Consider the following 24,703-nt stretch of genomic DNA (forward strand, 5'->3'; position numbering starts at 1 on the left):
TCTCCCCGGCCTTGACATACAACTCTTTGGTTGTATGTTTAATGCATGGCCGAGGACGACGAGGACAGGGCAGACGCACTGTTCCACGCGTTGTCGGACCGGACACGTCGCGACATCCTGCGGCGTGTCCTGGCCGGCGAGCACTCGGTCAGCGCGTTGGCGGAGAAGTACGACATGAGCTTCGCCGCGGTACAGAAGCACGTCGCAGTCCTGACGAAGGCGGGATTGATCACCAAACGACGGGACGGGCGCAGGCAGTTGGCGTCCGGCGACGTGGCGGCTGTGCGATCGGTGTCCTCGATGTTGAGCGACATCGAACAGATCTGGCGCGGCCGGATCAACCGGATCGACGAGCTACTCGCCGATGAAGAGTCCGAGAACACCTGAAACGCAAAGCATTCCACGCCTAGGAGCACATCATGCCTGTCATCGACGTCACCACCGACACCGACGCCCTCAGCCTCACGATCACCGCGGAGTTCTCCGCACCGGTCGAACGCGTGTGGCAGATCTACGCCGATCCCCGCCAACTCGAGAAGATCTGGGGCCCGCCGACTTTCCCGGCGACGTTCGTCGAGCACGACTTCACGCCCGGCGGGCGCGCCACCTATTACATGACGTCCCCGGAGGGCGAGAAGTTCGGCGGCTGGTGGGAGTTCGTCACGATCGACCCGACGTCGTCGTTCTCGTTCCGCGACGGGTTCGCCGACACCGACCTCAACCCGGTCGACTCGATGCCAGTCTCGGTGAACACATACACGTTCTCGTCGACCGACAACGGGACGCGTGCTGTCTATAAGTCGTCGTACACGAGCGCCGACGAATTGCAGAAGGTCCTCGACATGGGCGTCGTCGAAGGCGCGTCGGGCGCCATCAACCAGATCGACGCACTACTCGCCGCGTGACGCGACAGTGATGCCTTAACCCTCTCGTCGGTGTCAGTGGTGACACCACGTAGAGGGTTAAGGCGTCACAGTCGGACGTCGTGCTCAGCGCGGGTGGGTTCGACCCGCCACGACTTCGCGGCGGCGAACTCACGGAACGCGACGACGACGCCGACCAGAGCGAGCGCGGCGAAACCGAAGGTCAGCACCCGTGCCGAGCCGACGACGTCCGGACCGCCGAGCGAGACGAGGACACCTGCGATCGCCGAGCCGAAGGCGTTCGCGATCAACTGGCTCGTGTTGAGACCCGCGGATGCCTGCGCGGCCTCGGCGTCGTCCGTACTCACCCGCATCCCGGCGGTGAACCAGTGCGAAATCGCCATGCCGATGCCGGTTCCGGCGAACAGCAGGGTCACATACCAGCCGACGATCACCCAGGTCGACGGATCGTTCACCTGCAGGAGGCCGTAGGCGGCCAGTCCGGCCGCCAGGATCAGCGGGCCGGCGACGCGGACGACGCGGCGCATCCGGTCGGTCTCTGCGCCGCTGCTCGACAACGTGCCGACCGTCCATCCCCACGAGATCGCTGCACCGAGCAGTCCCGCGGCGAGCGGTCCCAGTCCGCCGATCCGCTGGCCGAACAGCGGGATGAACATCTCGACCGTCGACACCATGGCCAGGACGATGATGCCGAGGTAGATCCATCGCAGCGGCGACCGGCCACGATAGGTCATCTCCGGCAGCACCCGGTTCGCCGCGCCACGCTCGTACCAGACGAACACGACGCCCGCGAGCAGTGCGACCACCAGGAGGATCACGGTCGCCGCGCCGTCGACGATCGACGCGATCGACACTGCGGCCGCCGCGCCCGTCAACAGCACGAGCGACCCCCACGGGACCGCGTCGGCCGACGCCTCCCCCGCGCCCGCGGGCAACGCGCGGAACGTGAGCGCCACCAACGCGACCGCAATCACCGCGAGCAGAGCGAACGCCGCCCGCCACGCGCCGATCTGAGCGAAGAAGCCACCCACGATCGGGCCGATCACGTTCCCGACACCCCACATCGCCGACATCAACGCGATCGACCGTTGCCATAGACGTGCAGGCAGCACGGTCCGCACCACGGCGAAACCGAGTCCGACGAGGATCCCGCCCGCGAAACCCTGCACGCCGCGCCCCACGAGCATCACGACCATCGTCGGCGCCGCACCCGCGACCACCGTGCCCGCCGCGAAGCCAACGAAGCCCGCCACGTACGACCAGCGGGCGCCGAACCGGGACAGCACCCGGCTGACCAACATCGACGAGATAACGGATGCGACGAGGAACACCGTCATCGTCCACGAGTACAGCTCTTCACCGCCGATGTCGACGACGGCGTTCGGCAGCAGACTCGTCGTCAGATAGACATTGATCGCATAGAGAGCGACGCCGCCCGCGAGCACGATCACCGATGCACGGTGTTCGCGGGCGGCCAGCTCAGACCAAGAAGCCAACGTCGACCATCAATCCAGATCGTCGTGGCGCACAAGTTGGCGCGCCGCTTCGGCGACCGACCCGGACAGCGACGGGTACACCGAGAAGGTGTTCGCGACCTCGGACACCTGCAGCTTGTTCTCGACGGCCAACGCGATCGGCAGGATCAGCTCGGACGCATTCGGCGCGACGACGACGCCGCCGATCACCACCCCCGTGGCTGGTCGGCAGAAGATCTTGACGAAGCCGCGACGCAGGCCGCTCATCTTGGCGCGCGGGTTCGTTTTGAGCGGGAGCATCACGGTGCGGGCCGGATACTCGCCCGCATCGATCGCCTTCTGGGACACACCGACATTCGCGATCTCCGGTCGCGTGAAGATGGCCGACGCGACCGTCTTGAGCCGCAGGGGACTGACGCCTTCGCCCAACGAGTGGTACATCGCGATACGGCCTTGCATGGCGGCGACCGACGCCAACGGGAGCAGGCCCGTGCAGTCGCCCGCAGCGTAGACGCCGGGCACCGACGTGCGGCTCACCCGGTCGACGGTGATGTAGCCGTTGCGGTCGGTGACGACTCCCGCGTCGTCGAGCCCGAGACCGTCGGTGTTGGGAACCGAACCGACCGTCATCAACACATGCGATCCGGTCACCTGCTGGCCGTCGGCCAGGTGCACGGTGGCGGAGTCCGCGTCGCGCGTCACCCGGTCGGCGCGCGCATGCTTGATGAGCGTCACACCGCGCTCCGAGAACACGTCCTCGAGGACGAGCGCAGCATCCTCGTCCTCATGGGGCAGCACCCGGTCACGGCTGGACACCAGAGTGACCTTGACGCCCAACTCGGTGTAGGCGTGCGCGAACTCGGCGCCGGTGACACCCGAGCCGACAATGACCAGGTGGTCGGGCAGCACCTGCAGGTCGTACAGCTGACGCCAGTTGAGGATCCGTTCGCCGTCGGGCACCGCCGACGGCAGGACCCGCGGCGACGCACCCGTCGAGATGAGGACGACGTCGCCCTCGTACTCCTGCTCGGTACCGTCCGGTGCGGTCGCGATGACCGTGTGCGCGCCGATACCGGGCTGGGCCTGCGCCAGACGTGCACGACCGGCGACGATCTTCACGCCCTCGCTGGTCAGACGGGCCCGGATGTCGGCCGATTGCGCGAACGCCAGATCCTTCACCCGCTGGTGGATGCGTGGCAGATCGATCGCCGACGCGTCGACCTGGACGTGGACGCCGAGGTCGCGTGCGCGTCGGACGTCGGTGCGGATACCGGTCGACGCGATGAAGGTCTTGGAAGGCACACAGTCCCACAGGACGCAGGCTCCGCCGGGACCGTCCGCGTCGATCATCGTGATGTCGGCGCCGTACGCGGCTCCCGCCAGGGCCGCTTCGTAGCCCGCGGGGCCTCCGCCGATGATCACGATTCTGGACACAGTGGCACTCTCCTATTGCTGTTGCGCCCCAATTGCTGATTCGACGGGGCCGCCTGTACAAACTTAGCCGGGTCACGGCTGCGACGCATTGCGTGAGCGCATAGGCTTGGCCCGTGCCGATCTACGCCGCCTACGCCTCGAACATGGATCCCGCGCAGATGCTGCAGCGGGCGCCCCACTCCCCCATGTCGTCGACGGGGTGGTTGAAAGGATGGCGGCTGACCTTCGCCGGAGACGACATCGGCTGGGAGGGCTCGCTCGCCACCGTCACCGAGGATCGCGACGACCCCGGTGCGTGCGTCTTCGTCGTCCTGTACGACGTCCCGCCCGAGGATGAGAAGAACCTCGACCGCTGGGAGGGCACCGAACTCGGCGTCCACCGCAAGATCCGCGCCCGAGTCGACACTGCGGACGGCCCGGTTCTGGCCTGGCTGTACGTGATCGACGGGTACGAGGGCGGTCTGCCGTCGGCCCGCTATCTCGGCGTGATGGCCGACGCCGCGGAGGTCGCGGGCGCCCCGGCCGACTACGTCGAACGGCTCCGCCTGCACGAGGCCCGCAACGTGGGTCCTGGCCCTGACGCACCGCTCGACGACGACTGACACCCCTCGCATCGCGGATTTATTAGCACATATTCGGCCCGAATCGGCGAATTCGGCCGAGTACATACCGCATACGTGTCAGTAGTGCCGGAGTGACGGTCAGACGCCGAGCGCGGCTCCGGCCAACATTGCGATGCCGATGCCGAGCGCACGCTCGTCGATGTCGAAGTTCGGCTGGTGCAGGTCGCACATCGGGCCCGAACCACTCCACACGCCGAGTCGCGCCATCGCGCCCGGCACCCGTTCGAGGTACCAGGCGAAGTCTTCACCGCCCGCAGACTGCGGGGTGTCGACATCGGCGCCGGGACCGAGTGCTTCGACGGCTCGACGCAGCAGCGCGACGCTGTCGGCCTCGTTCACCACGGGCGGCACACCGCGGAAGTACGTGATGTCGCAGGCGACGCCGAGAGGCGCAGCGATCTCACCGATCACGCTGCGTACCAACGGTTCCAACTTCCGCCAGGTGTCGTGGTCGCCGGTGCGGACGGTGCCGCGCATCCGCCCCTCCTGCGGGATGGCATTCGGCGCGTTCCCCGAGTGGACCGCGCCCCACGTGACGACAGTGCCAGACCGCGGATCGATGCGTCGTGACAAGATCCCCGGCACTCCGGTGATGATCGCGCCCATCGCGTACACCAGATCATTGGTCAGGTGTGGCCGCGAACTGTGTCCGCCCGGCCCGTGCAGATGCACCTCGACGCGGTCGGCGGCCGACGTCAGCGGCCCCGCCCGCAGTCCGACGGTGCCGACCTGCAGATGCGGATCGCAGTGCAGCGCGAAGATGCGACTCAGTCCGTCGGTGACCCCGGCGTCGATGGCGTCGAGCGCACCGCCGGGCATCACCTCCTCCGCGGCCTGGAACAGGAGCCGAACCCCGAACGGCAGCCCGCCGTCACGGTCGATCTCGGCGAGCAGGAGTCCCACGCCCATCAGGATCGCCGAGTGCGCGTCGTGCCCACATGAATGGGAGACGCCCTCGTTGCGGGAGGCGAACGGCAGCCCCGTCTGCTCCGGAATCGGCAGACCGTCCAGGTCGGCCCGCAGCCCGATGCGCGGCTGATCGATGGGCCCCAGATCACAGACGACGCCCGTGCCCTTGGGCAGGATGCGCGGAGCGAGCCCGGCAGCGGTGAGGATTCGGACGACGGTCGCCGTCGTCTTCGTCTCGTGCATCGACAGTTCTGGCGACGCGTGCAGTTCGCGCCGCCAGCCGATCACTCGATCGAGGTTGGCGTCCAACCAATCGGAGATGACCGGAAGCATCAGAGCAGGGTGACAGGAGTCGCCGTGTTCAGATCCTCCAGAAGCGGCAGTCGCAGTCCGCGTTTGATGGTGGAGAGGTTGTCACCGACCAGCGCCGCCCGTTCACGCGCCACCTCGCGGGCCCGGCCGAGGATCGCGTCCGCAGGAACGGACTCGTCGACGATGCCCGCGGCCCGCGCGTCGTCGCCGCCGTAGCGTCGGCTGGTCAGCATCGCCTCGGTGGCGGTCGTGTCCGACATGCGGGTGCGGATCAGCGACGCCATCCCCCGCGTGAACGGCATGTTCAGCGCGGCTTCGGGCAGCGAGAAGAACCCCCGGTCCGAGCGCATGACGCGGTAGTCGGCGCACAGCGCGAGCATCGCGCCTCCGCCGAAGGCGTGCCCGTTGACCGCGGCGATCACCGGTGCCGGAGCGGTCAGGACCTTCACGTACAGCTGGTGGATGGTGTCCAGGTACCCGGGCAGGTCGCCTGCGTTGGCGGCGATGTAGTCGGTGTCGAGGCCGTTGGAGAAGAACTTGCCCGTCGCCGACACGATCAGCGGCTTGCGGGCGGCGAACGCCTCGTCGAGGAGGGCGGTGACCTGGTCGAGCCACGCCAGCGCGAAACGGTTCTCCGGGTTCGACTCGTCCAGTTCGACGCCTTCGGCTCCGAGGAACAGTTCAGCGGCGTCGTCAGTCACGTTCAAGTACGGCATAGCTGAAAACCTTATCTTAGGGTTGTCGCATGGATCCGACCATCGACCCCGACTCCGCTGCGGCTGCCGCCGCCGACGCTCTCGCCGCCCAGACCGCTTGCCCTCGACACGATGTGGCGGTCGTCCTCGGGTCGGGGTGGGCGCCCGCGGCCACCGCCATCGGCACACCGTCCGCCGAGATCGACATGCTCGACCTCCCCGGCTTCGCGCCGCCGTCCGCACAGGGCCACGCGGGCACCATCGCGTCGATCGACGTCGACGGCGTCCGGGTGCTCGTCATGCTCGGCCGGATCCACGCCTACGAAGGACACGACCTGGCGCGGGTCGTCCACCCGATCCGGACCGCCGCCGCGGCCGGCGTCCACACCGTGGTCGTGACGAATGCGGCGGGCGGCATGCGCCCCTACATGTCCGTCGGCCAGCCGGTCCTGATCGCCGACCAGATCAACCTGACCGGCCGGTCACCGCTGCGGGGCGCGCACTTCGTGAACATGGTCGACGCGTACTCGCCTGCCCTGCGCGCCGCGGCGCGCCGCATCGACCCGACCCTCGCCGAGGGCGTGTACGCGGGGCTGCCGGGCCCCCAGTACGAGACGCCGGCCGAGATCACCATGCTCGGTGTGCTGGGCGCCGACCTCGTCGGCATGTCGACGGTCCACGAGACGATCGCCGCGCGAGCGGCGGGCCTCGACGTGCTCGGTCTCTCGTTGGTCACCAACCTCGCGGCCGGGATCACCGGCGAGGCGCTCGATCACGCCGAAGTCCTCGCCGTCGGTCGCGCATCTGCGTCCCGGATGGGTGAACTCCTCGCGTCCGTGATTCGCGAGATCGGCGACCGCGGCTGATGCTCACGTTCGGCACCGCGGGGCTGCGCGGCCCCGTCCACGACGGCCCAGACGGTATGAACGTGCGAACCGTGACACGTGCGACGGCCGGCCTGGCCGCCTGGTTGACCGCGAACGGGCACGCGGGCGGGACCGTCGTCGTGGGACGAGACGGTCGACACGGGTCCGAAGAGTTCGCGGCTGCTACGCGAGAAGTGTTGGCGGCGTGTGGATTCGATGTCGTCGCACTCCCGGACCCTGGCCCGACCCCGCTCGTCTCGTTCGCGTGCCGAGCCCTCGACGCCGTGGCCGGGGTGATGGTGACCGCGTCGCACAATCCGCCCGGCGACAACGGCTACAAGGTGTATCTCGACGGTGGAGCCCAACTCGTCGAACCCGCCGACCGAGCGATAGAACAGGCGATCCGCGCCGTCGGCGACGACGTCCCGCGCACGCCCGTCACACCCGATGCGCGGGCGCACCGGATCCGCGACGACTACCTCGCGCGGCTGCGCGTGCGGTTCCCCGCGTCCGACGGCCCGAACGTCCGCATCGCGGTGACCGCGATGCACGGAGTCGGCGGAACTCTCGTCGTCGACGCGCTCCGCGACGCCGGATTCCCCGACGTGCACCCGGTACCCGAACAGTTCGACCCCGACCCCGACTTCCCCACCGTCGCCTTCCCGAACCCGGAGGAGCCGGGCGCCGTCGACCTCCTGTTGGCGACCGCGGCGCGGGTCGACGCCGACCTGGCGATCGCACTCGACCCGGACGCCGATCGGTGTGCGGTCGGCGTCTCCGACGGACAGACGTGGCGGATGCTGACCGGCGACGAGACGGGCGCGCTGCTCGGCGCGACGATCCTCGACGACGCGCTGGTCCGCAGTGGACCACGCCCCGTCGTAGCGAGCTCCGTCGTCTCCGGCACGCTGATGCACGACGACGCGCTCGCCCGCGGCGCCGACGCCCGCCGCACGCTCACCGGTTTCAAATGGCTGGTGCGGGCGGGCGAACCACTCGTCTACGCGTACGAGGAGGCGATCGGTCACTGTGTCGACCCCGACGCCGTCCGCGACAAGGACGGGATCAGCGCGGCGCTCGCCTGTGCCCGCATCGCACGCGACTGGGCCGATCGCGGCGGACTGTCGGCCGCGCTCGACCGGCTCGCCGAACGGCGCGGCGTCTACGTCACCGCGCAGCGCTCCCTCCGCTTCGACGACCCCGCGCAGATCACCGCGTACATGTCCTGGCTTCGCGCCCACCCGCCGCGCGTCCTCGCTGGCTTCGACGTCACCGGCGCCGACTACGCGTCGCGCGACGACGGACTGCGGACCGATGGCGTGGAGTTCGTGGGGTTTCGACTCGACTCGACCGAGCGACTCCGCGTGTTCGTACGGCCGAGCGGGACGGAGCCGAAGGTGAAGATCTACGGACAAATGACCCGCTCCGCCGCAGGCACTAGTGTTGGTCGCGTACGCGCCGACGTGTCGGGGGAACTCCAGCGCGCGCTGGACGAGGTCGCGACCGTCGAACTCAGGGAGGACCGTAACCGATGACGTACCCGATGCCGCCCCGAGGTCCTCAGCGGTCGCCCTGGGCGTCGCCCGCCGTGATCGTCGCCATCGTCATCGGCGTGCTCGTGCTGATCGGCGGCGTCACCGGCGCCCTCGTATACGCGAACTCGCACTCGGACGAGACAGCGAGCGCAGGATCCTCGAGCGAATCCTCATCGCCGAAGCCGGCGCAGTCGGGTTCGACGGTGACCGTCACCCAGCAGCCGCAGCAGGGACCCACCGCGCAGGACCCCATCCCGACCACCGCGCCACCGCCGACGACCTCGCATTCGTCGCCGACAGTGTCGGGAGCGGACTGGCAGGGATTCAGCGGATCGTCCGCGCGGTGCAACGCCGACGACGCCGCAGTCTTCGTCGGCTACACCGATCGGTCTCAGGTCGTCGTCTGCCAGGTCGGTTCACAGGTGGGCCGCAACTACTACAAGGGTTCAGCCGACGGCGGATCCATCGAGATCGGATACCCGACCCGTTCAGGCAACACTTTCACCGCGGTCAACGGCGGAACGACCTACGAGGTCAGCACATCGGCGCTCGTCATCACTCCGGCGGGCGACGGCCCACACGTCGAATCGATGATTCAGGCGTGGGTGGACTGACGTCGAAGCGCCCACGTGACCGCGGTCGTGCCGATCAGCACTGCGAACACCGCCCAGAGCGCGACCAGGGGCCACCAGCTATAGACCCACGCGCCGAGCAGTGACCCGGCGGCCAGCGCCGCCCACATGCTGAGGTAACGCACCCACAGCCAACGCGGTCCGCCGAGCAGCGCCAGGCCGAGGCGTTGCGCCGCCTTCACCAGGGTTCCGGTCATGTAGGTGACGCCGATCGACACCTCGCCGTCACGCAGGAACGTCGCGTTCATCACGCCCATCGCGATCGCCACGACCAGCACCGGCGGGAACGGCGGTGACGGGAGCAAGCCGAGTGCGGCGGCGCTCCCGACGAGCAGCGTCGACGCCACGAGAACCGTCACCCGCCCGTCGCGATACTGCGCGAGAATCGCACCCGCCACGGCGCCGACGAAGAACAGGCCGATGAGTGCGACCGCATGCCAGGCGACACTCCAGCCGACGTCGACGGCTTCGGCAGACATCCGCGTCGTGTTCCCGCTCATGAACGATACGAAGTACCCGCCGAGTTCGAGAAAACCGATCGCATCGAGTCCACCCGCTACGGCGGCCAGGACCATCGCGAGCGTCCACTCGCGACGACGAATGTTCTGCATCGAGCCGGGCCGGCTAGCGGGGGCCGAACTGGCGGTCTCCCGCGTCCCCGAGTCCGGGGACGATAAACGAGTGGTCGTCAAGACCCTGGTCCACGGCTCCGATCACCACGCGAACCCGGTGAGGGCTGGCCTCCAGAGCCGCGATGCCCTGCGGAGCCCCGACGACGCACACCGCGGTCAGATCGTCGGCGCCGCGCGCGGCAAGCAGATCGAGTGTGTGGACCAGCGATCCGCCGGTCGCGAGCATCGGGTCGAGGACGTACACGGGTTGACCCGACAGGTCGTCCGGCAGCGATGCGAGGTATTCGACGGGCAGCGCCGTCTCCTCGTCGCGGGCGACCCCGATGAAGCCGATGCGCGCGTCGGGCACCACGTCGAGTGCGGCGTCGAGCATGCCGAGACCGGCCCGCAGGACCGGCACGAACAGCGGCGGAGACTGGATTCGGGCGCCCGGTGCGACAGCGACGGGAGTCTGCACGTCAAACTCGTCCACGGGCGCGTCCCGCAGCGCCTCGTAGACGAGCATCGACGAGAGCCGTGCGAGCGCGCCGCGGAATCCGGGGTTGTCGGTCCGTTTGTCCCGCAGGATCGTCAACCACGCGCGAGTAGCGGGATGGTCGACGACGCGGACGTCAAGAGAAGAAGCCGTCGTCATAGGAGAAGTGTAGGACGTGCACGACCGCCACGGATTCACGTGTTGGGACGGTAGAAGCCTTCGAACGACTGTCCCGCGTTGTTCGTGTAGAGCGGCGACACACCGACGGGGTCGCCGCCCGTTTCGACGTACTGGCCGTTGCCGATGTACATCGCGACATGACCGGACCAGACGGCGAGGTCACCGGGTTGCAGGTCCGACTGGGACACCGCGACGCCCGCGGTGTCCTGGTCCTGCGCGAGTCGCGGTAGGTCGACGCCCGCCTGCTGGTACGCCCACTGGGTGAGGCCACTGCAGTCGAAGCCGTCGGTGGTGGTCCCGCCCCACACGTACGGGGTGCCTTGCACGCTGAGGGCGGCGCGGACGGCGGTCGCGGCGCGCTCGTTCGGCGCGTACACCGTCGACCCGTCGGGCAGCACGATCTTGGTTCCCTCTCCGCTCGTGGCGGTCGTCTGCGTGGAACCCGTCGTCACCTCGGCGGGCGCGTTGTGCCTGCCGAGAGCAGCCGTGTCGGCCTCGAGTTCGGTCTGCGCCTTTTGAATCACCTGGACGCCGCGTGCGATGTGGTCGAGCGCGAGTGGGATCAGCGTGGCCAGTCCGGCCGGTGTCGCGATCGCTGGCACTGCCGACGCTGCCGTCACGAACGATTCGACGAGCGCGTTCAGGGCCATGTTCGCGGTCCGCACGTGTCCGGCCGCCGATTCGATGGTCGTCGCGACGTCGGTGCCGGCCCGGCCGACCGCGGAGTCGGCGGCGGCGAGCGTCGTCGCCGTCGACGCGGCGGCCATTCCGCCGTCGCCCTTCCATCCGGTCTTTACCGCGGCGACGGTCCGCGCCGACTCGTCCGACGCTGCGGTGAGGGTCGTCTCCGCGTTGCCGAGGGCCGTCGTCGCACCGGGCGGGAGCACTCCGGTGCCGAGCACCGACACCAGCATCTTGAGCGGTGCGATCAACAGTGCGGCGCTCATACCGCCACCGCCTGCGCGCAGGCCTCGTCGCAGCCGCAGTACGCACGGTCGGCGGTCACCGTCTTCGACGCCGTCGACGAGTGCGCGGCGCTCAGGCCGTCGAGGGTCCGGGTGCGTTGCGCGCCGACGTCGGCGAGCGCCGACAGGAAACCTGCCCCGATCAGACCGAATGTCGCCGCGAGTGCTCCCGTGTCGATGCGTTCGGCGTTCGCCTGCGTCGCCACCTGGTCTGCCGCGCGCTGTTGCGTCTGCACCGCCTGACCGACTGATGCTGGTTCAACTGTGACTGTCTTCATACTCAGTCAGACGCGCCGGACGCGGGTTCGGTTCCATCACCGTCGGCGTGTCGCGACAGTGCCCAGAGTCGCCGGAGATCGGGCTGTCGGGCCGTTGAGGCGGGGGCGTTGAGCAGGATCGGCCGAACATGACTACGCTCTGTGATCATGGCCGGAGACATTGTCCCCATTGAACTCGGACTCACCGAAGGCAACCTCTTCACTCTGTGGGCCCCGCGATGGCGCGAGGGCGACGACGAGTGGGAGGCCTTCCTTGGGCTCGACGAGGATCTGTACGTTCTCGACTCTGTCGCAGAACTCGCTGCTTTCGTGCGCGGGGACGACGACAACGACCTCGCCGACCACCCCGCGTGGGACACGATCAAGAAGTTGCAGGCCGAGGAACTCATTCCCGACGACCGGCACTCCTACGACCTGATCGGCGTGCCCGAACTGGCCGCTGAGGACCCGAAGCCCGAGGTGATCGCCGAACTCGAGGACGCTCTCGAGATCGTGCGGATCATCGGCGAGGTATGCGACCTGGAGCCGGTCGTCAAGTTCTTCACCGGCAACCCGATTCTCGGCGCGGTAGCGGTCGGCACCAACGACTTCGCCGGCCGTGACGGTATCGACCTGTGGGTCCGCATCGGCCGCATCATCGCCAAGCACTGGGACGACGTCATCGACGCGCTCGACGACGTCGTCGCCAAGCCGAAGGTCGACGCGAAAGCCGTCGAGGAGGCCGAGGAGGAGCTGGCCGCCGCGGCATCGGCCGAGGACGAGGACGAACCGGACGACGACATCGACGAGTTGGTCGGAGCGGACGTCGACTCGGATGACGACGACGAAGCCTCCGACGAAGACTCCGATGAGGAGGACTCCGACGACGAAGACGACGACGATGAAGTAGACGAGGACGATTTCTGGGCGGCCGTCGGCATCGACCCGATCCGCATCTACACCGATGCCGGTGAGTTCCTGACGCTGCGCTGCTACCTCGGCGACGACCCGTTGTTCCTCGGCTCCAAGGGGCAGATCTTCGGGTTCGGCTCCGAGCGTGCATTGACCCGCTTCCTGGCGGGCGACTCCGAGCACGATCTGTCCAAGCTGTCGACGTTCGCCGACGTGCGCAGCGCCGCCGAGACCGCCGAGATCGAGTACCAGGTGCTGCCGGAGAACGTGTACGCGCTCCAGGGCATCGACGAGGACATTCTCGACGGCCCTCGCCGCGTCGAGTCTCGCCAGATCGACCTGGCCGTCGAGCTGCTCACCGACGCCGCCGACTACGCGGGCATCGAGACCGTCAACGAGCAGCTCGCGTCGACCACTCCGCTCGGCTGGCTCGTCGACTATGCGATCAACCCGGATCCGAAGCGGCTGGCCCCGTCCGGACCGTACGACAACGAAGCCGAAGTCTGGACCGCCCTCGTGCACGACTTCGAAGACCGGCTCGTCAAGCGCGGATAGCGGTCAACGACGAAACGTTGGCACTCGAACCGCTCCTGGAGAACGGTTCGAGTGCCAACGTTCGGCGGCGCGTGCGTCGCCGGCGCTAGCCCATCAGCACTCGGAACCCGGGTTTGATCACGTCGTCGATGAGTGCGAGACGCTCCCCGAACGGGAGGAACGCCGATTTCATGGCGTTGACGGTGAAGCGTTCGAAGTCGGCCCACCCGTAGCCGAACTGCTCGTGCAAGACCATGAACTCGCGGCTCATGGTGGTGTCGCTCATCAACCGGTTGTCGGTGTTGACGGTGACGCGGAACCTCAGTCGAGCGAGTTTGTCGAACGGGTGGTCGGCCATCGACGCGACCGCGCCGGTCTGGACATTGCTACTCGGGCACATCTCGAGAGGGATCCGCTTGTCGCGCACATAGTTCGCGACACGTCCGAGGCGCGCCGAGCCGAGTCCGGCGGTCAGATCGATGTCATCGGTGACGCGCACCCCGTGGCCCAGCCGGTCGGCGCCGCAGAACGCGATCGCCTCGTGGATCGACGGCAGTCCGAACGCTTCACCCGCGTGGATCGTGAAGTGGGCGCATTCGGCGCGTAGATACTCGAACGCGTCGAGGTGCCTGCTCGGCGGGTTGCCCGCTTCTGCGCCCGCGATGTCGAAGCCGACAACCCCGCGGTCTCGGAATCGGACGGCGAGTTCAGCGATCTCGCGGGAGCGCGCCGCATGCCGCATCGCGGTCAGCAGAGCGCCGACCACGATGCCGCGCCCCGACGCGCGTGCAGCCACTCGTCCCTCCTCGAACCCGGCGAGAACAGCGTCGACCACCTCGTCGAGCGTCAACCCCGCCTCGAGATGCTGTTCCGGCGCGAACCTGATCTCCGCGTAGACGACGCCGTCGGCGGCGAGGTCCTCCACGCATTCGCGCGCCACCCGCTCCAGTGCGATCCTCGTCTGCATGACGCCGACCGTGTGCGCGAACGTCTCCAGGTACTTCTCCAGCGAACCGCTGTCGGCGGCCGTGCGGAACCAGCGGGCGAGCGCGACGGCATCGTCCGCCGGCAGCTTGTCGTAACCGGTCTCGCGCGCGAGATCCAGGACCGTCGCCGGGCGCAGCCCGCCGTCGAGGTGATCGTGCAGAAGTACCTTGGGCGCCAGTCGGCATTGTTCGACGGTGATCATGGCTCGACCGTATCCGGCCGAGCATCGACTCGCTCGCCGGATGAACGACGGCGCGAGCGCCCCGCCCGTCGATGACACGATCCGGTCAGCCGCACGCAACTCCTGGGTCGCCGAACGTTCCCGTGGCGTCGTTAGCGTCTGCGCCATGACTTCTCGACTCGCCCGCCTCACCACCGCCGCCGTGACGGCCGCGATCGCCGCAGGCGCCGTGCTCGCCGGCCCCGTCCATGCTGAACCCACCACCGACACGAGCGTCGAACTCCAATCGCACCGCGGTGGACGCGGCGAGCACGCCGAGGAATCGCTGTACGGCTTCGCCCGTTCGCTCGAGTTGGGCGTCACCACGCTCGAACTCGACGTTGTCATGACCAAGGACTCGGTCCCCGTGGTCTGGCACGACCCACAGATCCAAGCCGACAAGTGCCGTGACACGCTGCCCGCGTTCGTCGGCGACCGCCAGTTCCCGTACGTCGGCAAGGACGTCCATGATCTGACCAACCGTCAGATCCAGACGCTGATCTGCGACAAGAAGCTCGCAGACTTTCCGACTGCGAAGCCGGTACCGGGAAACCGTATCGCGACCCTCCCCCAGGTGTTCGCGCTGGCCGCGAAATACAAGAACAACAAGGTCCGGTTCAACATCGAGACCAAGATCGAAGCCGAAGAACGTGACCGAAGCGCGCAGCCCGCCGTGTTCGTCGCGTCGATCCTGCGCGAAGTCCGCAAGGCGCACCTCACCGACCGCGTCGAGATCCAGAGCTTCGACTGGCGCAGCCTCCCCTTGGTTCGCGCGCAGGAGCCGAGCATCCCGCTGGTGGCCCTCTACGACGACACGACGTGGAAGTCGGACTCGCGCTGGCTCGGCCCCGTCGACTACGACCGTTCGGGCGGCGACGTCGTCGCCGCCGTCAAGTCCGCGGGCTTCGACGTCCTGTCCCCTGCCTTCGCGCTGTCGAACGCCGCCCTCGTCGCCGACGCCCACGCCGCAGACCTACGGGTGATCCCGTGGACGGTGAACGAGAAGTCCGACATGCGTGCGCAGCTCTCCTACGGCGTCGACGGCATCATCACCGACTACCCGACCCGCCTGCGTTCGGTGTTCCGGGCCGAGGGGATCGCGCTGCCGAAGGCCTACCGGCGGGGTTGAGCTCGGTCGCCCACTCGCCCGAGCACGCGCGGGCCTGGCCGGGCCGCCGGCGCGACGATCTGCACCGCGTCATCGAGCCGCTCGACGGCCCGTTCCAGGCGCGACTCGTCGTCGCAGGCGAGCGTGAACAGCGGTTCGCCGGCGCGGACCGGGTCACCGACGCCCGCATGCCAGGTGACGCCCGCGGCGTAGGAGACGGCGTCGCCGGGACGTGACCGGCCTGCTCCCAACAGCCAGGCGGCTTCGCCGACCGCCAGCGCGTCGAGGGCGCCGAGGTGTCCGTCACCGGTCGCGGTGACGACGTGGGTGTGTCGCGGCGCGGGCAGCGGGGCGTCCGGGTCACCGCCCTGCGCGATGATCATCGAGCGCCACGTGTCCATCGCGCGGCCGTTGCGCAGGTTCTCTGCCACGTCCACCTCACCGAGCCCACCTGCGTCGAGCATCTCGCGCGCCAACGCCACCGTCAGCTCGACGACGTCGGACGGTCCGCCGCCCGCGAGAACCTCGAGCGATTCGGCGACCTCGACGGCGTTGCCCGCGGTCCGGCCGAGCGGCGACGACATGTCGGTGAGCAGGGCCCGCGTGTCGACGCCTGCATCCGCGCCCAGCTCGACCATCGCTTCGGCGAGTTCCGCAGCGTCGGCGTAGGTCTTCATGAAGGCCCCCGATCCGACTTTCACGTCGAGGACGAGAGCGCCCGTCCCCTCGGCGATCTTCTTGCTCATGATGCTGCTGGCGATCAGCGGGATCGACGCCACGGTCCCGGTCACGTCGCGCAGCGCGTACAGCTTGCGGTCGGCGGGCGCGAGGTCGGCGGTGGCCGCGCAGACGACGGCCCCGACCTCGCGCAGCTGCGCCCGCATCTCGTCGACGGTGAGATCGGCGCGCCACCCCGGGATGGACTCGAGCTTGTCGAGAGTGCCACCGGTATGACCCAGACCCCGCCCCGACAACTGCGGAACAGCCAAGCCGTACGACGCCACCAGCGGCGTCAACGGCAGCGTGATCTTGTCGCCGACACCGCCCGTCGAATGCTTGTCGACCGTCCGCAGCCCGGTCAGATCCAGCCGGACACCGGAGTCGATCATCGCGGCGGTCCAGTCAGCGATCTCCCGTCGTCCCATCCCGTTGAGCACGATCGCCATGAGCAGCGACGACATCTGCTCGGGTGCGACGCCGCCGGACGTGTACCCGGCGATCACCTCCCGGATCTGCTCGGTGGACAGTTCCCCGCCGTCGCGTTTGGCCGCGATCACCGTTATCGGGTCCATCAGGGCCTCCACACGCGGTCGAGGTCGCCGGGCCCGAACGCGTCGGGCAGCAGGTCGCCGAGCGGTCGCGGCCCGCGGGCACCGTCGACGAGCAGATCCGGGCCGCCGAACTCCAGCAGCACCTGACGACATCGTCCACAGGGGGTCAGCGCCCGGCCGTCGCCGTCGCACACTGCGACAGCGGCGAGACTCTTGTTCCCGCTGCCGGGCGGGCCGTCTAGGGCACCTCGGGAAACACCGACTGAGACCAAAGCCACCTCGGCGCAGAGACCGAGACCATATGAGACATTTTCCACATTGGCTGCGGTGATCAATTCGCCAGACCCAGTGAGAGCGGCGGCCCCCACCGGGAACCGGGAGTACGGCGCATACGCCCTGGTCATCGCGGTCGCAGCCGCCTTTCGAAGAACTTCGAAGTCTATGGGCGTCACAATTCCCTCTCGCCGAGCTGTCAAATACAAAAGGTAAGGCATACCTAAAGAAATTCGAGGACCCTGATCACATTGTTCGGGCAATTCACGATAGGCCTCAGCTTAGGTTTAAAGTCAGGTGCGATGGGTCCCGCCGCGTCGTCGCTCGCACGCCTCGAGACACCAGTAAATGACAACGACTTTGGAGGCGTAGTTTCGCGATGAGCACCCCCACCGAGGTCGCACCAGCACCGGTGCGCAAACGATCTCTCTACCGAGGTGACCCAGGAATGTGGTCGTGGGTGTTGCACCGCATCACCGGCGTCTCCATATTCTTCTTCCTCTTCGTGCACGTCCTCGACACGGCCGTGATCTCGGTCAACGAGAACACGTACACCGAGATCATCGAGACCTACAAGACGCCGCTGATCGGCCTCATGGAGATCGGTCTGGTGTTCTGCGTCCTGTACCACGCACTGAACGGCCTTCGCGTCATCCTGGTCGACTTCTGGGGCAAGGGCGCCAAGTACCAGCGCCAGATGCTCTGGACCGTCCTGACCGTCTTCGCCATCGTGTTCATCGCTGCTGCGGCCCGCCTGCTGCAGATCCTGATCACCCACGCGTTCTAGGACCGGGAGAAAACAATGACTGAAGTCAAGACACTCGGTACCGAGTACGACCGTCCCGCCAGCCTGGACAACCCCCGCAGCCCGCGTCCGCACAAGGGCGGCAACTTCGAGAAGTACGCGTGGATGTTCATGCGTTTCTCGGGCATCGCCCTGATCATCCTCACGTTCGGCCACATGTTCATCATGCTCATGGTCGACGACGGGGTGCACCGCATCGACGCGAGCTTCGTGGCCGATCGTTGGAAGCAGCCGTTCTGGCAGGTCTGGGACCTCTTCATGCTGTGGCTCGCCGAAATCCACGGCGCCAACGGTGTCCGCACAATCATCGCCGACTATTCACGCAAGGACAGCACCCGCTTCTGGCTCAACGTGCTGCTCGGCCTCTCGATGATCTTGATCCTCGTCTTGGGCACCTACGCGATCCTCACCTTCGGCCGCAGCTAAGGAGTACTGAGAAACACCATGCAGGAACATCGCTATGACGTCGTCATCGTCGGTGCAGGTGGCGCAGGCATGCGCGCGGCCATCGAGGCCGCGCCCCGCGCCCGCACCGCAGTGCTGACCAAGCTGTACCCGACTCGCAGCCACACCGGCGCGGCGCAGGGCGGCATGTGTGCCGCACTCGCCAACGTCGAAGAGGACAACTGGGAATGGCACACCTTCGACACGGTCAAGGGCGGCGACTACATCGTCGACCAGGACGCAGCCGAGATCATGGCCAAGGAGGCCATCGATGCGGTGCTCGACCTGGAGAAGATGGGTCTCCCCTTCAACCGCACCCCTGAGGGCAAGATCGACCAGCGTCGATTCGGCGGCCACACACGCGATCACGGTAAGGCCCCGGTCCGCCGCGCCTGCTACGCCGCCGACCGCACCGGCCACATGATCCTTCAGACCCTGTACCAGAACTGCGTCAAGCACGACGTCGAGTTCTACAACGAGTTCTACGCGCTCGACATCAACATGACGACCGACGAGAACGGCGAGCCCGTCGCCAACGGCGTCGTCGCCTACGAGCTGGCCACCGGCGAGATCCACGTCTTCCACGCGAAGTCGATCGTGTTCGCCACGGGCGGCTCGGGACGCATGTACAAGACGACGTCCAATGCGCACACCCTCACCGGTGACGGCATGGGCATCATCTTCCGCAAGGGTCTGCCGCTCGAGGACATGGAGTTCCACCAGTTCCATCCGACTGGCCTCGCCGGTCTGGGCATCCTGATCTCCGAAGCGGTCCGCGGCGAGGGCGGCATCCTCCGCAACGCCGACGGCGAACGATTCATGGAGCGATACGCCCCGACCATCAAGGACCTTGCGCCACGCGACATCGTCGCCCGCTCGATGGTGCTGGAGGTCCTCGAAGGTCGCGGTGCCGGCCCCAACAAGGATTACGTCTACATCGACGTCCGCCACCTCGGCGAGGATGTGCTCAACGAGAAGCTCCCCGACATCACCGAGTTCGCGCGCACCTACCTGGGTGTCGACCCGGTCACCGAGCTCGTCCCGGTGTACCCGACCTGCCACTACGTGATGGGCGGCATCCCGACCAACGTCAACGGTCAGGTCCTCAGCAACAACGAGCAGATCGTCCACGGCTTGTTCGCCGCGGGCGAGTGCGCGTGCGTCTCGGTGCACGGAGCGAACCGTCTCGGCACCAATTCGCTGCTCGACATCAACGTGTTCGGTCGTCGTGCGGGCATCGCCGCCGCCGACTACGCGAACTCCGCGGCGTTCAGTGAGATCGAAGAGACGCCGACCAAGCTGGTCGACGAGTGGCTCGCCGGGCTGCTCTCCGAGCACGGCAACGAGCGCGTCGCGGACATCCGCACCGAGTTGCAGCAGCTGATGGACAACAACGCGTCGGTGTTCCGCACCGAGGAGACGTTGACCACCGCGCTCGACGGCGTCCGCGCGCTCAAGGAGCGGTACAACCACGTCCGCGTCCACGACAAGGGCAAGCGGTTCAACACCGACCTCCTCGAGGCCGTCGAACTCGGCTTCCTGTTGGAGATGGCCGAGGTCACCGTCGCCGGTGCGATCAACCGCAAGGAGTCGCGCGGCGGACACGCCCGCGAGGACTTCCCGAAGCGCGACGACGAGAACTTCCTGGTGCACACCATGGCGTACAAGAAGGGCTTGGGCCTGCTCGCCGACATCGAGCTCGACTACAAGCCCGTCGTCCAGACCCGCTACGAGCCAATGGAGCGTAAGTACTGATGACTGCCACTTTGGAGAACCCAGCGACCAGCGAGCCACCGTTGCCCGACGTCCCCGCCGAGGCGACCATGGTCACGCTGAAGATCTATCGGTTCAACCCGGAGGATCCGGACGCGCAGGGTTTCGAGAGCTTTCGCGTCCCGGCGTTGCCGACCGACCGCCTGCTCAACCTGCTCCTCTACGTGAAGGGCTACCTGGACGGTTCGCTGACGTTCCGCCGCAGCTGCGCGCACGGCGTGTGCGGCTCGGACGCGATGCGTGTGAACGGCGTCAACCGTCTGGCCTGCAAGCTCCTCATGAAGGATCTGCTGCCGAAGGACTCGTCGAAGGAGATCACGATCTCCATCGAGCCGATCAAGGGCCTCCCCGTGGAGAAGGACCTGGTCGTCGACATGGAGCCGTTCTTCGACGCGTACCGCGCGATCAAGCCGTTCTTGATCACGTCGGGTAACGAGCCGACCGCCGAGCGTCTGCAGAGCCAGGCCGACCGCGCCCGCTTCGACGACACCACCAAGTGCATCCTCTGTGCCTGCTGCACGACGAGCTGCCCGGTGTTCTGGAACGAGGGCTCGTACTTCGGTCCGGCCGCCATCGTCAACGCTCACCGGTTCATCTTCGACAGCCGTGACGAGGCCGCAGCCGAGCGTCTCGACATCCTGAACGACGTCGACGGCGTGTGGCGTTGCCGCACGACCTTCAACTGCACCGACGCATGCCCCCGCGGCATCCAGGTGACGCAGGCCATTCAGGAAGTCAAACGCGCCCTGATGTTCTCGCGCTAGAAACCGCAGACCTTTCTCTGCAGCCCCGAGAGAGCCCCGACCATACCAGTCGGGGCTCTCTCGCAACCTCAGCTCCCTTGTCGCAGCTTCAGTGCGTGCTAGCAGCCTGCGCCCAGCCTGCTAAGCCGCATTGAGGGGGCAACCCGGAGAGTTGAGACTGCGGGGAACGTCGAGCCAAGCTCCGACGAGCGGCAGGTACCGTCTTATGCGATGTCCAGATCACCCGCCGGGCGGCTTGCGAGCCTCCTCACCGCAGCCGTCCTCGTCGCGCTCCCCGCCGTGGTCGGGAACACCTGGGCGCATGCCGACCCGGACGCCGTGTATCCGACCGAGTTCGTGCCTGCCGCGCACCCGGACACCGCCGACTGTCCGCACCAGGTGCACACCCCACCCGCGGTCGACACGTCCGAGGCCGTGGCACCGGGTGAGACGACGCCCACTCCCCTGCCGGTGCCCACCCCGGCGGTCGGCGGCGAGAAGTTGAGCGGCTGCGACGTCGTCCACGATCCGGCCGCCGGCCCACTCCCGACGAACCTGACGAGTGCGGGATGGTTGATCGCCGACCTCGACAGCGGCGACGTCATCGCCGCCAAGGATCCGCACGGACGGTACCGGCCCGCGTCGACCGTCAAAGTCCTGCTCGCGCTGACCGTGCTCGACGAGCTGGACCTCGACACGACGGTGACGGGGACGCTCAACGACTACGGGATGGAAGGCGACTCGTGCGGGATCGGGCCGGGCGGCAAGTACACCGTCCGTGACCTGTTGACCGGCCTGCTGATGGTGTCGGGCAACGACTGCGCCAACGCCCTCGCTCGCGAGCTCGGCGGGCACGACCAGACGTTGGCCGCGATGAATGCGAAGGCCGCGTCGCTCGGCGCGAAGGACACCCGCGCGACCACCCCGTCCGGGCTCGACGCGGCAGGCATGTCGACGTCCCCGTACGACGAAGCCCTCATCTTCCGTGACGCCATGGCGAACGAGACGTTCCGCCACATCGTTTCGTTGACGACCTACCCGTTCCCCGGCTTCCCGCCGCTCAAGGACGTTCCCGGCGACAAGCCGCACCCCGGGTACACGATGGGCACCAGCAACACCCTGCTCCGCGACGGCTTCCCCGGCATGCTCGGCGGCAAGACCGGCTACACCGACGACGCGTTGAAGACATTCGTCGGCGCCGTCGAACGCGCCGGCCGCACACTGCTCATCGTCCAGATGTATGGCGTGAACCAGCTCGACAATCTGTACTCGGACCAGGCGGTCCGCCTGCTCGACTACGGGTTCGCCGCACCGGCCGGGACCTCGATCGGGTCGCTGGCCGATGCCGCGCCCGACGATGCCGGGACCGAACGCTCGCCCACCGGCGACGATGTCCACACCGCGTGGAATATCTCCTGGATCGGGGTGGCCGCGGTGGTGCTGATCGTCGGTGCCGCCGCATGGATCGCCGTCCGGTTCGGTCGCAGACGGCGCTGATTCCTTTTCGCCCTGACTACTGTTCGCCCGGACTACTTTTCGCGCCGCTTACTGGTAACTGCGGATGCGACCGCACCTGCCGCTGCTCCGAGTCCGGCCGCGGTCAGGATCTCCCGCGCCTTCGGGCCACTGGAGACCTTCTGGATGGGCGCGAGGTAGACGGGCCCCTTCTCGTCGTCGTCGGGGTTCTCCACCTCGTCGACGGTCAGGTACTTCTCGTTGTCCGGGTTGGTGGCGTTCCAGGCCGATGCGTACAGGACGATCCTGGACGCGAGGTAGGCGAACACCATCACACCGATGATCGGACCGAACGCCGCACCGGCGGGGCTGCTCATCACCGACTGCAGGTATACCGATCCGAGCGATTTGAGGATCTCGAACACGATCGCCGTCACGAACGCGCCGGGCATCACGACGCGGATGGGCAGCTTCTGCAACGGCAGTTTCGCGAGCACAAAGCTGAAGAGCAGCCAGGTGGCGACGACCGAGATGATGACCGCGGCGATCTTCAGGATCCATTTGCCCCACCACGTCTCCTCGACGCCGACGAGGCCGAGCACCCACTTGCCCACCGGTCCGGAAGCGAAGACGGTGATCGCGATGGTGCCGACGAACAGGACGCCGAGGAGGACGAAGTTGATGAGGTCGTAGACCTTGCCCATCACCGCGCTGCGCTGCTGCCGACCACCCCACATCTCGCTGAGGCCCATGCGCACCAACGCCATCCACCCCAGCCCGGTGAGAGCCGCGCTCAACAGACCGATGACACCGACGGCCCGGCGAGATTCGATCGCCGAACCGATGATGTCGTTGAGCTGCGTTCCGAGTTCGCCCGGCACGTTCTCCACGACGGCGTCGGTGATGTCCTGGATCAGTTCCGGACGGCTGGCGAGTACGAAAGCGGCCACCGAGAACGCGACCATCAGAACCGGCACAAGCGAGAGGATGCCGATGAAACTGATCGCCGCCGCGTACGTGTTGCCCCGTCGCTGGTTGTAATGGTCCTGCATCGCCATCAGGCGTGCAACGGGCGGCCACTCCATGACAGTCGCGAAGAAGGCCTTCAATCGGGCGATAAGGGCTTTGATGCGGTCCACACATTCCTCTTGTCGTCGGGTTGTCACCTGTGCCGGGCCATCACATCGTCAGATGTGCATATCGTCACATGGGCACATCCTCACACGGGCCGCCCCCGCGGATCACCCCTTCGGCGCGACGAACCCTACCTTGTCGTAGACGTCGGCGAGCGTCGTCGCCGCGATCTCGCGGGCGCGGGCGGCGCCGTCGGCCATGATCGTGTCCAGGTAGGCCGTGTCGGCGAGGATCTCATCGACCTTGCCGCGCAACGGCGACACGAAGTCAGTGAGGATCTCCGCCGTCTCGACCTTCAGGTCACCGTAGCCCTTGCCTTCGTAGGTTCGGACGATCTCGTCGACGCCGCGACCGGTCAGTGCTGCTTGGATGGTCAGCAGGTTCGACACGCCGGGCTTGTTCTCACGGTCGAACGCGATGACTCGATCGTTGTCGGTGACGGCCGACCGGATCTTCTTGGCCGACCGCTTCGGGTCGTCGAGCAGATTGATCAGCCCCGAGTCGCTCTCTGCCGATTTGCTCATCTTCGCGGTCGGATTCTGCAGGTCGTAGATCTTCGCGAACTCCTGCACGATGTGCGGTTTAGGGACCGTCAACGCCTTACCGAAGCGCTTGTTGAACCGCTCCGCGAGGTCGCGTGTCAGTTCGAGGTGCTGGCGCTGGTCCTCGCCGACCGGCACCGCGTCCACCTGGAACGCGAGGATGTCCGCGGCCATCAGGACCGGATAGGTGAACAGTCCGACACCCGCGGCGTCCTGCCCGGCCTTGGCAGCCTTGTCTTTGAACTGGGTCATCCGGCTCGCTTCGCCAAAGCCGGTGATGCAGGTGAGCACCCAGGTCAGCTGCGCGATCTCGGGGACCTGAGACTGCGCGTAGATCGTCGCCCGATCGGGGTCGACGCCGACTGCCAACAACTGCGCGATGCTGCGGCGCGTCCGCTCCCGCAACTGCTTCGGCTCGAACGGCACGGTGATCGCGTGCATGTCGGGGATGAAGTAGAACGCGTCGAAGTCCTCCTGCAACTCCACCCACTGCTTGACCGCGCCCAGGTAGTTGCCGAGGTGGAACGAATCGCTCGTCGGCTGGATGCCGGACAGGACGCGGCGACACGGGGTGGGCTGTGCGGGAGAGGTCATGCACCGATTCTTTCAGATCGGCTCAACCGGGTTT

General features: G+C 67.3%; 26 protein-coding genes. 13 read left to right on the plus strand and 13 right to left on the minus strand.

What is annotated here, in order from left to right; translation table 11 throughout:
- Window positions 1–45: 45 nt before the first annotated feature.
- Both L5G33_RS17855 and L5G33_RS17860 read left to right on the plus strand, forming a co-directional pair.
- Window positions 46–387, plus strand: a complete 342-nt coding sequence (locus tag L5G33_RS17855; RefSeq protein ID WP_236999518.1) for an ArsR/SmtB family transcription factor — start codon at window positions 46–48, stop codon at window positions 385–387.
- A gap of 32 nt (window positions 388–419) precedes the next feature.
- A complete protein-coding gene (locus L5G33_RS17860) occupies window positions 420–905 on the plus strand; it encodes an SRPBCC family protein (protein ID WP_236999519.1) in 486 nt (161 codons plus the stop codon).
- A 65-nt stretch (window positions 906–970) separates the two neighbouring features.
- On the opposite strand, the gene L5G33_RS17865 is transcribed toward L5G33_RS17860, so the two are convergent.
- The gene (locus tag L5G33_RS17865; protein WP_236999520.1) at window positions 971–2,380 is read right to left on the minus strand and encodes an MFS transporter; all 1,410 of its coding nucleotides are present in this window, start codon (window positions 2,378–2,380) and stop codon (window positions 971–973) included.
- A 9-nt stretch (window positions 2,381–2,389) separates the two neighbouring features.
- Window positions 2,390–3,793 carry an NAD(P)H-quinone dehydrogenase gene (locus L5G33_RS17870; protein ID WP_236999521.1) on the minus strand — a complete coding sequence of 468 codons (1,404 nt, stop codon included), beginning with the start codon at window positions 3,791–3,793 and terminating at the stop codon, window positions 2,390–2,392.
- 113 nt (window positions 3,794–3,906) lie between these two features.
- Between L5G33_RS17870 and L5G33_RS17875 the strand changes: the two genes are divergently transcribed.
- Entirely contained in the window at window positions 3,907–4,395 is a 489-nt protein-coding gene (locus tag L5G33_RS17875; RefSeq protein WP_236999522.1) for a gamma-glutamylcyclotransferase family protein, read from the plus strand.
- Window positions 4,396–4,494: 99 nt separating this feature from the next.
- Here the strand turns inward: L5G33_RS17875 and L5G33_RS17880 are convergent, their stop codons facing one another.
- On the minus strand, window positions 4,495–5,658 hold the full coding sequence (locus L5G33_RS17880; protein ID WP_236999523.1) for an amidohydrolase: 1,164 nt from the start codon (window positions 5,656–5,658) through the stop codon (window positions 4,495–4,497).
- On the minus strand, window positions 5,658–6,353 hold the full coding sequence (locus L5G33_RS17885; RefSeq protein WP_236999524.1) for an enoyl-CoA hydratase/isomerase family protein: 696 nt from the start codon (window positions 6,351–6,353) through the stop codon (window positions 5,658–5,660). Before L5G33_RS17885 ends, L5G33_RS17880 begins: the two co-directional genes overlap by 1 nt.
- A 29-nt stretch (window positions 6,354–6,382) precedes the next feature.
- On the opposite strand from L5G33_RS17885, the gene L5G33_RS17890 reads away from it, so the two are divergent.
- From L5G33_RS17890 to L5G33_RS17900, 3 genes are read left to right on the plus strand one after another with little or no spacing between them, the layout of a single operon-like run.
- Window positions 6,383–7,198, plus strand: coding sequence for a purine-nucleoside phosphorylase (locus tag L5G33_RS17890; protein WP_236999525.1), 816 nt, complete (start codon window positions 6,383–6,385; stop codon window positions 7,196–7,198).
- The gene (locus L5G33_RS17895; RefSeq protein WP_236999526.1) at window positions 7,198–8,733 is read left to right on the plus strand and encodes a phospho-sugar mutase; all 1,536 of its coding nucleotides are present in this window, start codon (window positions 7,198–7,200) and stop codon (window positions 8,731–8,733) included. Before L5G33_RS17890 ends, L5G33_RS17895 begins: the two co-directional genes overlap by 1 nt.
- Window positions 8,730–9,347, plus strand: a complete 618-nt coding sequence (locus L5G33_RS17900) for a hypothetical protein (RefSeq protein WP_236999527.1) — start codon at window positions 8,730–8,732, stop codon at window positions 9,345–9,347. Before L5G33_RS17895 ends, L5G33_RS17900 begins: the two co-directional genes overlap by 4 nt.
- On the opposite strand, the gene L5G33_RS17905 is transcribed toward L5G33_RS17900, so the two are convergent.
- The 4 genes from L5G33_RS17905 to L5G33_RS17920 are packed head-to-tail and all read right to left on the minus strand — an operon-like array spanning window position 9,329 to window position 11,895.
- Entirely contained in the window at window positions 9,329–9,976 is a 648-nt protein-coding gene (locus L5G33_RS17905; protein ID WP_236999528.1) for a YoaK family protein, read from the minus strand. The genes L5G33_RS17900 and L5G33_RS17905 overlap by 19 nt on opposite strands.
- A gap of 13 nt (window positions 9,977–9,989) precedes the next feature.
- Window positions 9,990–10,631: a uracil phosphoribosyltransferase gene (gene upp / locus L5G33_RS17910; protein ID WP_236999529.1), complete on the minus strand. Its 642-nt coding sequence runs from the start codon at window positions 10,629–10,631 to the stop codon at window positions 9,990–9,992.
- 35 nt (window positions 10,632–10,666) lie between these two features.
- Complete coding sequence (locus tag L5G33_RS17915) at window positions 10,667–11,599, minus strand: C40 family peptidase (protein WP_236999530.1); 933 nt, start codon at window positions 11,597–11,599, stop codon at window positions 10,667–10,669.
- On the minus strand, window positions 11,596–11,895 hold the full coding sequence (locus L5G33_RS17920; protein ID WP_265743136.1) for a type VII secretion target: 300 nt from the start codon (window positions 11,893–11,895) through the stop codon (window positions 11,596–11,598). Before L5G33_RS17920 ends, L5G33_RS17915 begins: the two co-directional genes overlap by 4 nt.
- A 147-nt stretch (window positions 11,896–12,042) precedes the next feature.
- Between L5G33_RS17920 and L5G33_RS17925 the strand changes: the two genes are divergently transcribed.
- Window positions 12,043–13,341 (plus strand): SatS C-terminal domain-containing protein, encoded by a 1,299-nt coding sequence (locus L5G33_RS17925; RefSeq protein ID WP_236999532.1) that lies wholly within the window; start codon window positions 12,043–12,045, stop codon window positions 13,339–13,341.
- Window positions 13,342–13,426: 85 nt separating this feature from the next.
- Here the strand turns inward: L5G33_RS17925 and L5G33_RS17930 are convergent, their stop codons facing one another.
- Window positions 13,427–14,509, minus strand: a complete 1,083-nt coding sequence (locus L5G33_RS17930) for an adenosine deaminase (protein ID WP_236999622.1) — start codon at window positions 14,507–14,509, stop codon at window positions 13,427–13,429.
- Window positions 14,510–14,654: 145 nt separating this feature from the next.
- On the opposite strand from L5G33_RS17930, the gene L5G33_RS17935 reads away from it, so the two are divergent.
- Window positions 14,655–15,656, plus strand: coding sequence for a glycerophosphodiester phosphodiesterase (locus tag L5G33_RS17935; protein ID WP_236999533.1), 1,002 nt, complete (start codon window positions 14,655–14,657; stop codon window positions 15,654–15,656).
- On the opposite strand, the gene L5G33_RS17940 is transcribed toward L5G33_RS17935, so the two are convergent.
- Window positions 15,641–16,927 carry a thymidine phosphorylase gene (locus tag L5G33_RS17940; protein ID WP_236999534.1) on the minus strand — a complete coding sequence of 429 codons (1,287 nt, stop codon included), beginning with the start codon at window positions 16,925–16,927 and terminating at the stop codon, window positions 15,641–15,643. The two genes, L5G33_RS17935 and L5G33_RS17940, sit on opposite strands and share 16 nt — an antisense overlap.
- Window positions 16,927–17,361: a cytidine deaminase gene (locus L5G33_RS17945; protein ID WP_236999623.1), complete on the minus strand. Its 435-nt coding sequence runs from the start codon at window positions 17,359–17,361 to the stop codon at window positions 16,927–16,929. The genes L5G33_RS17940 and L5G33_RS17945 overlap by 1 nt, the downstream gene beginning before the upstream one ends.
- Before the next feature lie 197 nt (window positions 17,362–17,558).
- On the opposite strand from L5G33_RS17945, the gene sdhC reads away from it, so the two are divergent.
- From sdhC to L5G33_RS17970, 5 genes are all read left to right on the plus strand, one after another.
- Window positions 17,559–17,966, plus strand: coding sequence for a succinate dehydrogenase, cytochrome b556 subunit (sdhC, locus tag L5G33_RS17950; RefSeq protein WP_236999535.1), 408 nt, complete (start codon window positions 17,559–17,561; stop codon window positions 17,964–17,966).
- A 15-nt stretch (window positions 17,967–17,981) separates the two neighbouring features.
- Complete coding sequence (locus L5G33_RS17955) at window positions 17,982–18,410, plus strand: succinate dehydrogenase hydrophobic membrane anchor subunit (protein ID WP_236999536.1); 429 nt, start codon at window positions 17,982–17,984, stop codon at window positions 18,408–18,410.
- An 18-nt stretch (window positions 18,411–18,428) separates the two neighbouring features.
- Window positions 18,429–20,183 carry a succinate dehydrogenase flavoprotein subunit gene (gene sdhA / locus L5G33_RS17960; protein ID WP_236999537.1) on the plus strand — a complete coding sequence of 585 codons (1,755 nt, stop codon included), beginning with the start codon at window positions 18,429–18,431 and terminating at the stop codon, window positions 20,181–20,183.
- The gene (locus L5G33_RS17965) at window positions 20,183–20,965 is read left to right on the plus strand and encodes a succinate dehydrogenase iron-sulfur subunit (RefSeq protein WP_236999538.1); all 783 of its coding nucleotides are present in this window, start codon (window positions 20,183–20,185) and stop codon (window positions 20,963–20,965) included. Before sdhA ends, L5G33_RS17965 begins: the two co-directional genes overlap by 1 nt.
- Before the next feature lie 210 nt (window positions 20,966–21,175).
- Complete coding sequence (locus L5G33_RS17970; protein ID WP_236999539.1) at window positions 21,176–22,441, plus strand: D-alanyl-D-alanine carboxypeptidase family protein; 1,266 nt, start codon at window positions 21,176–21,178, stop codon at window positions 22,439–22,441.
- Between the two features lie 32 nt (window positions 22,442–22,473).
- On the opposite strand, the gene L5G33_RS17975 is transcribed toward L5G33_RS17970, so the two are convergent.
- Together L5G33_RS17975 and trpS are read right to left on the minus strand one after the other, a co-directional pair.
- Window positions 22,474–23,538: a YhjD/YihY/BrkB family envelope integrity protein gene (locus L5G33_RS17975; RefSeq protein WP_236999540.1), complete on the minus strand. Its 1,065-nt coding sequence runs from the start codon at window positions 23,536–23,538 to the stop codon at window positions 22,474–22,476.
- 102 nt (window positions 23,539–23,640) lie between these two features.
- On the minus strand, window positions 23,641–24,669 hold the full coding sequence (gene trpS / locus L5G33_RS17980) for a tryptophan--tRNA ligase (protein ID WP_236999541.1): 1,029 nt from the start codon (window positions 24,667–24,669) through the stop codon (window positions 23,641–23,643).
- Window positions 24,670–24,703 lie beyond the last annotated feature (34 nt).

It is taken from the genome of Gordonia liuliyuniae (genome assembly GCF_021738805.1).
Taxonomy (GTDB): Bacteria; Actinomycetota; Actinomycetes; order Mycobacteriales; family Mycobacteriaceae; genus Gordonia; species Gordonia liuliyuniae.

What these genes read in the sequence shown, in the direction of transcription:
- L5G33_RS17905 (WP_236999528.1), bottom strand. Translation starts at nt 9,976, where the DNA reads ATGCAGAACATTCGTCGTCGCGAGTGGACGCTCGCGATGGTCCTGGCC.
- L5G33_RS17920 (WP_265743136.1), bottom strand. Translation starts at nt 11,895, where the DNA reads ATGAAGACAGTCACAGTTGAACCAGCATCAGTCGGTCAGGCGGTGCAG.
- upp (WP_236999529.1), bottom strand. Translation starts at nt 10,631, where the DNA reads ATGACGACGGCTTCTTCTCTTGACGTCCGCGTCGTCGACCATCCCGCT.
- L5G33_RS17930 (WP_236999622.1), bottom strand. Translation starts at nt 14,509, where the DNA reads ATGATCACCGTCGAACAATGCCGACTGGCGCCCAAGGTACTTCTGCAC.
- L5G33_RS17900 (WP_236999527.1), top strand. Translation starts at nt 8,730, where the DNA reads ATGACGTACCCGATGCCGCCCCGAGGTCCTCAGCGGTCGCCCTGGGCG.
- L5G33_RS17855 (WP_236999518.1), top strand. Translation starts at nt 46, where the DNA reads ATGGCCGAGGACGACGAGGACAGGGCAGACGCACTGTTCCACGCGTTG.
- trpS (WP_236999541.1), bottom strand. Translation starts at nt 24,669, where the DNA reads ATGACCTCTCCCGCACAGCCCACCCCGTGTCGCCGCGTCCTGTCCGGC.
- L5G33_RS17860 (WP_236999519.1), top strand. Translation starts at nt 420, where the DNA reads ATGCCTGTCATCGACGTCACCACCGACACCGACGCCCTCAGCCTCACG.
- sdhC (WP_236999535.1), top strand. Translation starts at nt 17,559, where the DNA reads ATGAGCACCCCCACCGAGGTCGCACCAGCACCGGTGCGCAAACGATCT.
- L5G33_RS17890 (WP_236999525.1), top strand. Translation starts at nt 6,383, where the DNA reads ATGGATCCGACCATCGACCCCGACTCCGCTGCGGCTGCCGCCGCCGAC.
- L5G33_RS17965 (WP_236999538.1), top strand. Translation starts at nt 20,183, where the DNA reads ATGACTGCCACTTTGGAGAACCCAGCGACCAGCGAGCCACCGTTGCCC.
- L5G33_RS17940 (WP_236999534.1), bottom strand. Translation starts at nt 16,927, where the DNA reads ATGGACCCGATAACGGTGATCGCGGCCAAACGCGACGGCGGGGAACTG.
- L5G33_RS17885 (WP_236999524.1), bottom strand. Translation starts at nt 6,353, where the DNA reads ATGCCGTACTTGAACGTGACTGACGACGCCGCTGAACTGTTCCTCGGA.
- L5G33_RS17925 (WP_236999532.1), top strand. Translation starts at nt 12,043, where the DNA reads ATGGCCGGAGACATTGTCCCCATTGAACTCGGACTCACCGAAGGCAAC.
- sdhA (WP_236999537.1), top strand. Translation starts at nt 18,429, where the DNA reads ATGCAGGAACATCGCTATGACGTCGTCATCGTCGGTGCAGGTGGCGCA.
- L5G33_RS17970 (WP_236999539.1), top strand. Translation starts at nt 21,176, where the DNA reads ATGTCCAGATCACCCGCCGGGCGGCTTGCGAGCCTCCTCACCGCAGCC.
- L5G33_RS17935 (WP_236999533.1), top strand. Translation starts at nt 14,655, where the DNA reads ATGACTTCTCGACTCGCCCGCCTCACCACCGCCGCCGTGACGGCCGCG.
- L5G33_RS17880 (WP_236999523.1), bottom strand. Translation starts at nt 5,658, where the DNA reads ATGCTTCCGGTCATCTCCGATTGGTTGGACGCCAACCTCGATCGAGTG.
- L5G33_RS17895 (WP_236999526.1), top strand. Translation starts at nt 7,198, where the DNA reads ATGCTCACGTTCGGCACCGCGGGGCTGCGCGGCCCCGTCCACGACGGC.
- L5G33_RS17915 (WP_236999530.1), bottom strand. Translation starts at nt 11,599, where the DNA reads ATGAGCGCCGCACTGTTGATCGCACCGCTCAAGATGCTGGTGTCGGTG.
- L5G33_RS17955 (WP_236999536.1), top strand. Translation starts at nt 17,982, where the DNA reads ATGACTGAAGTCAAGACACTCGGTACCGAGTACGACCGTCCCGCCAGC.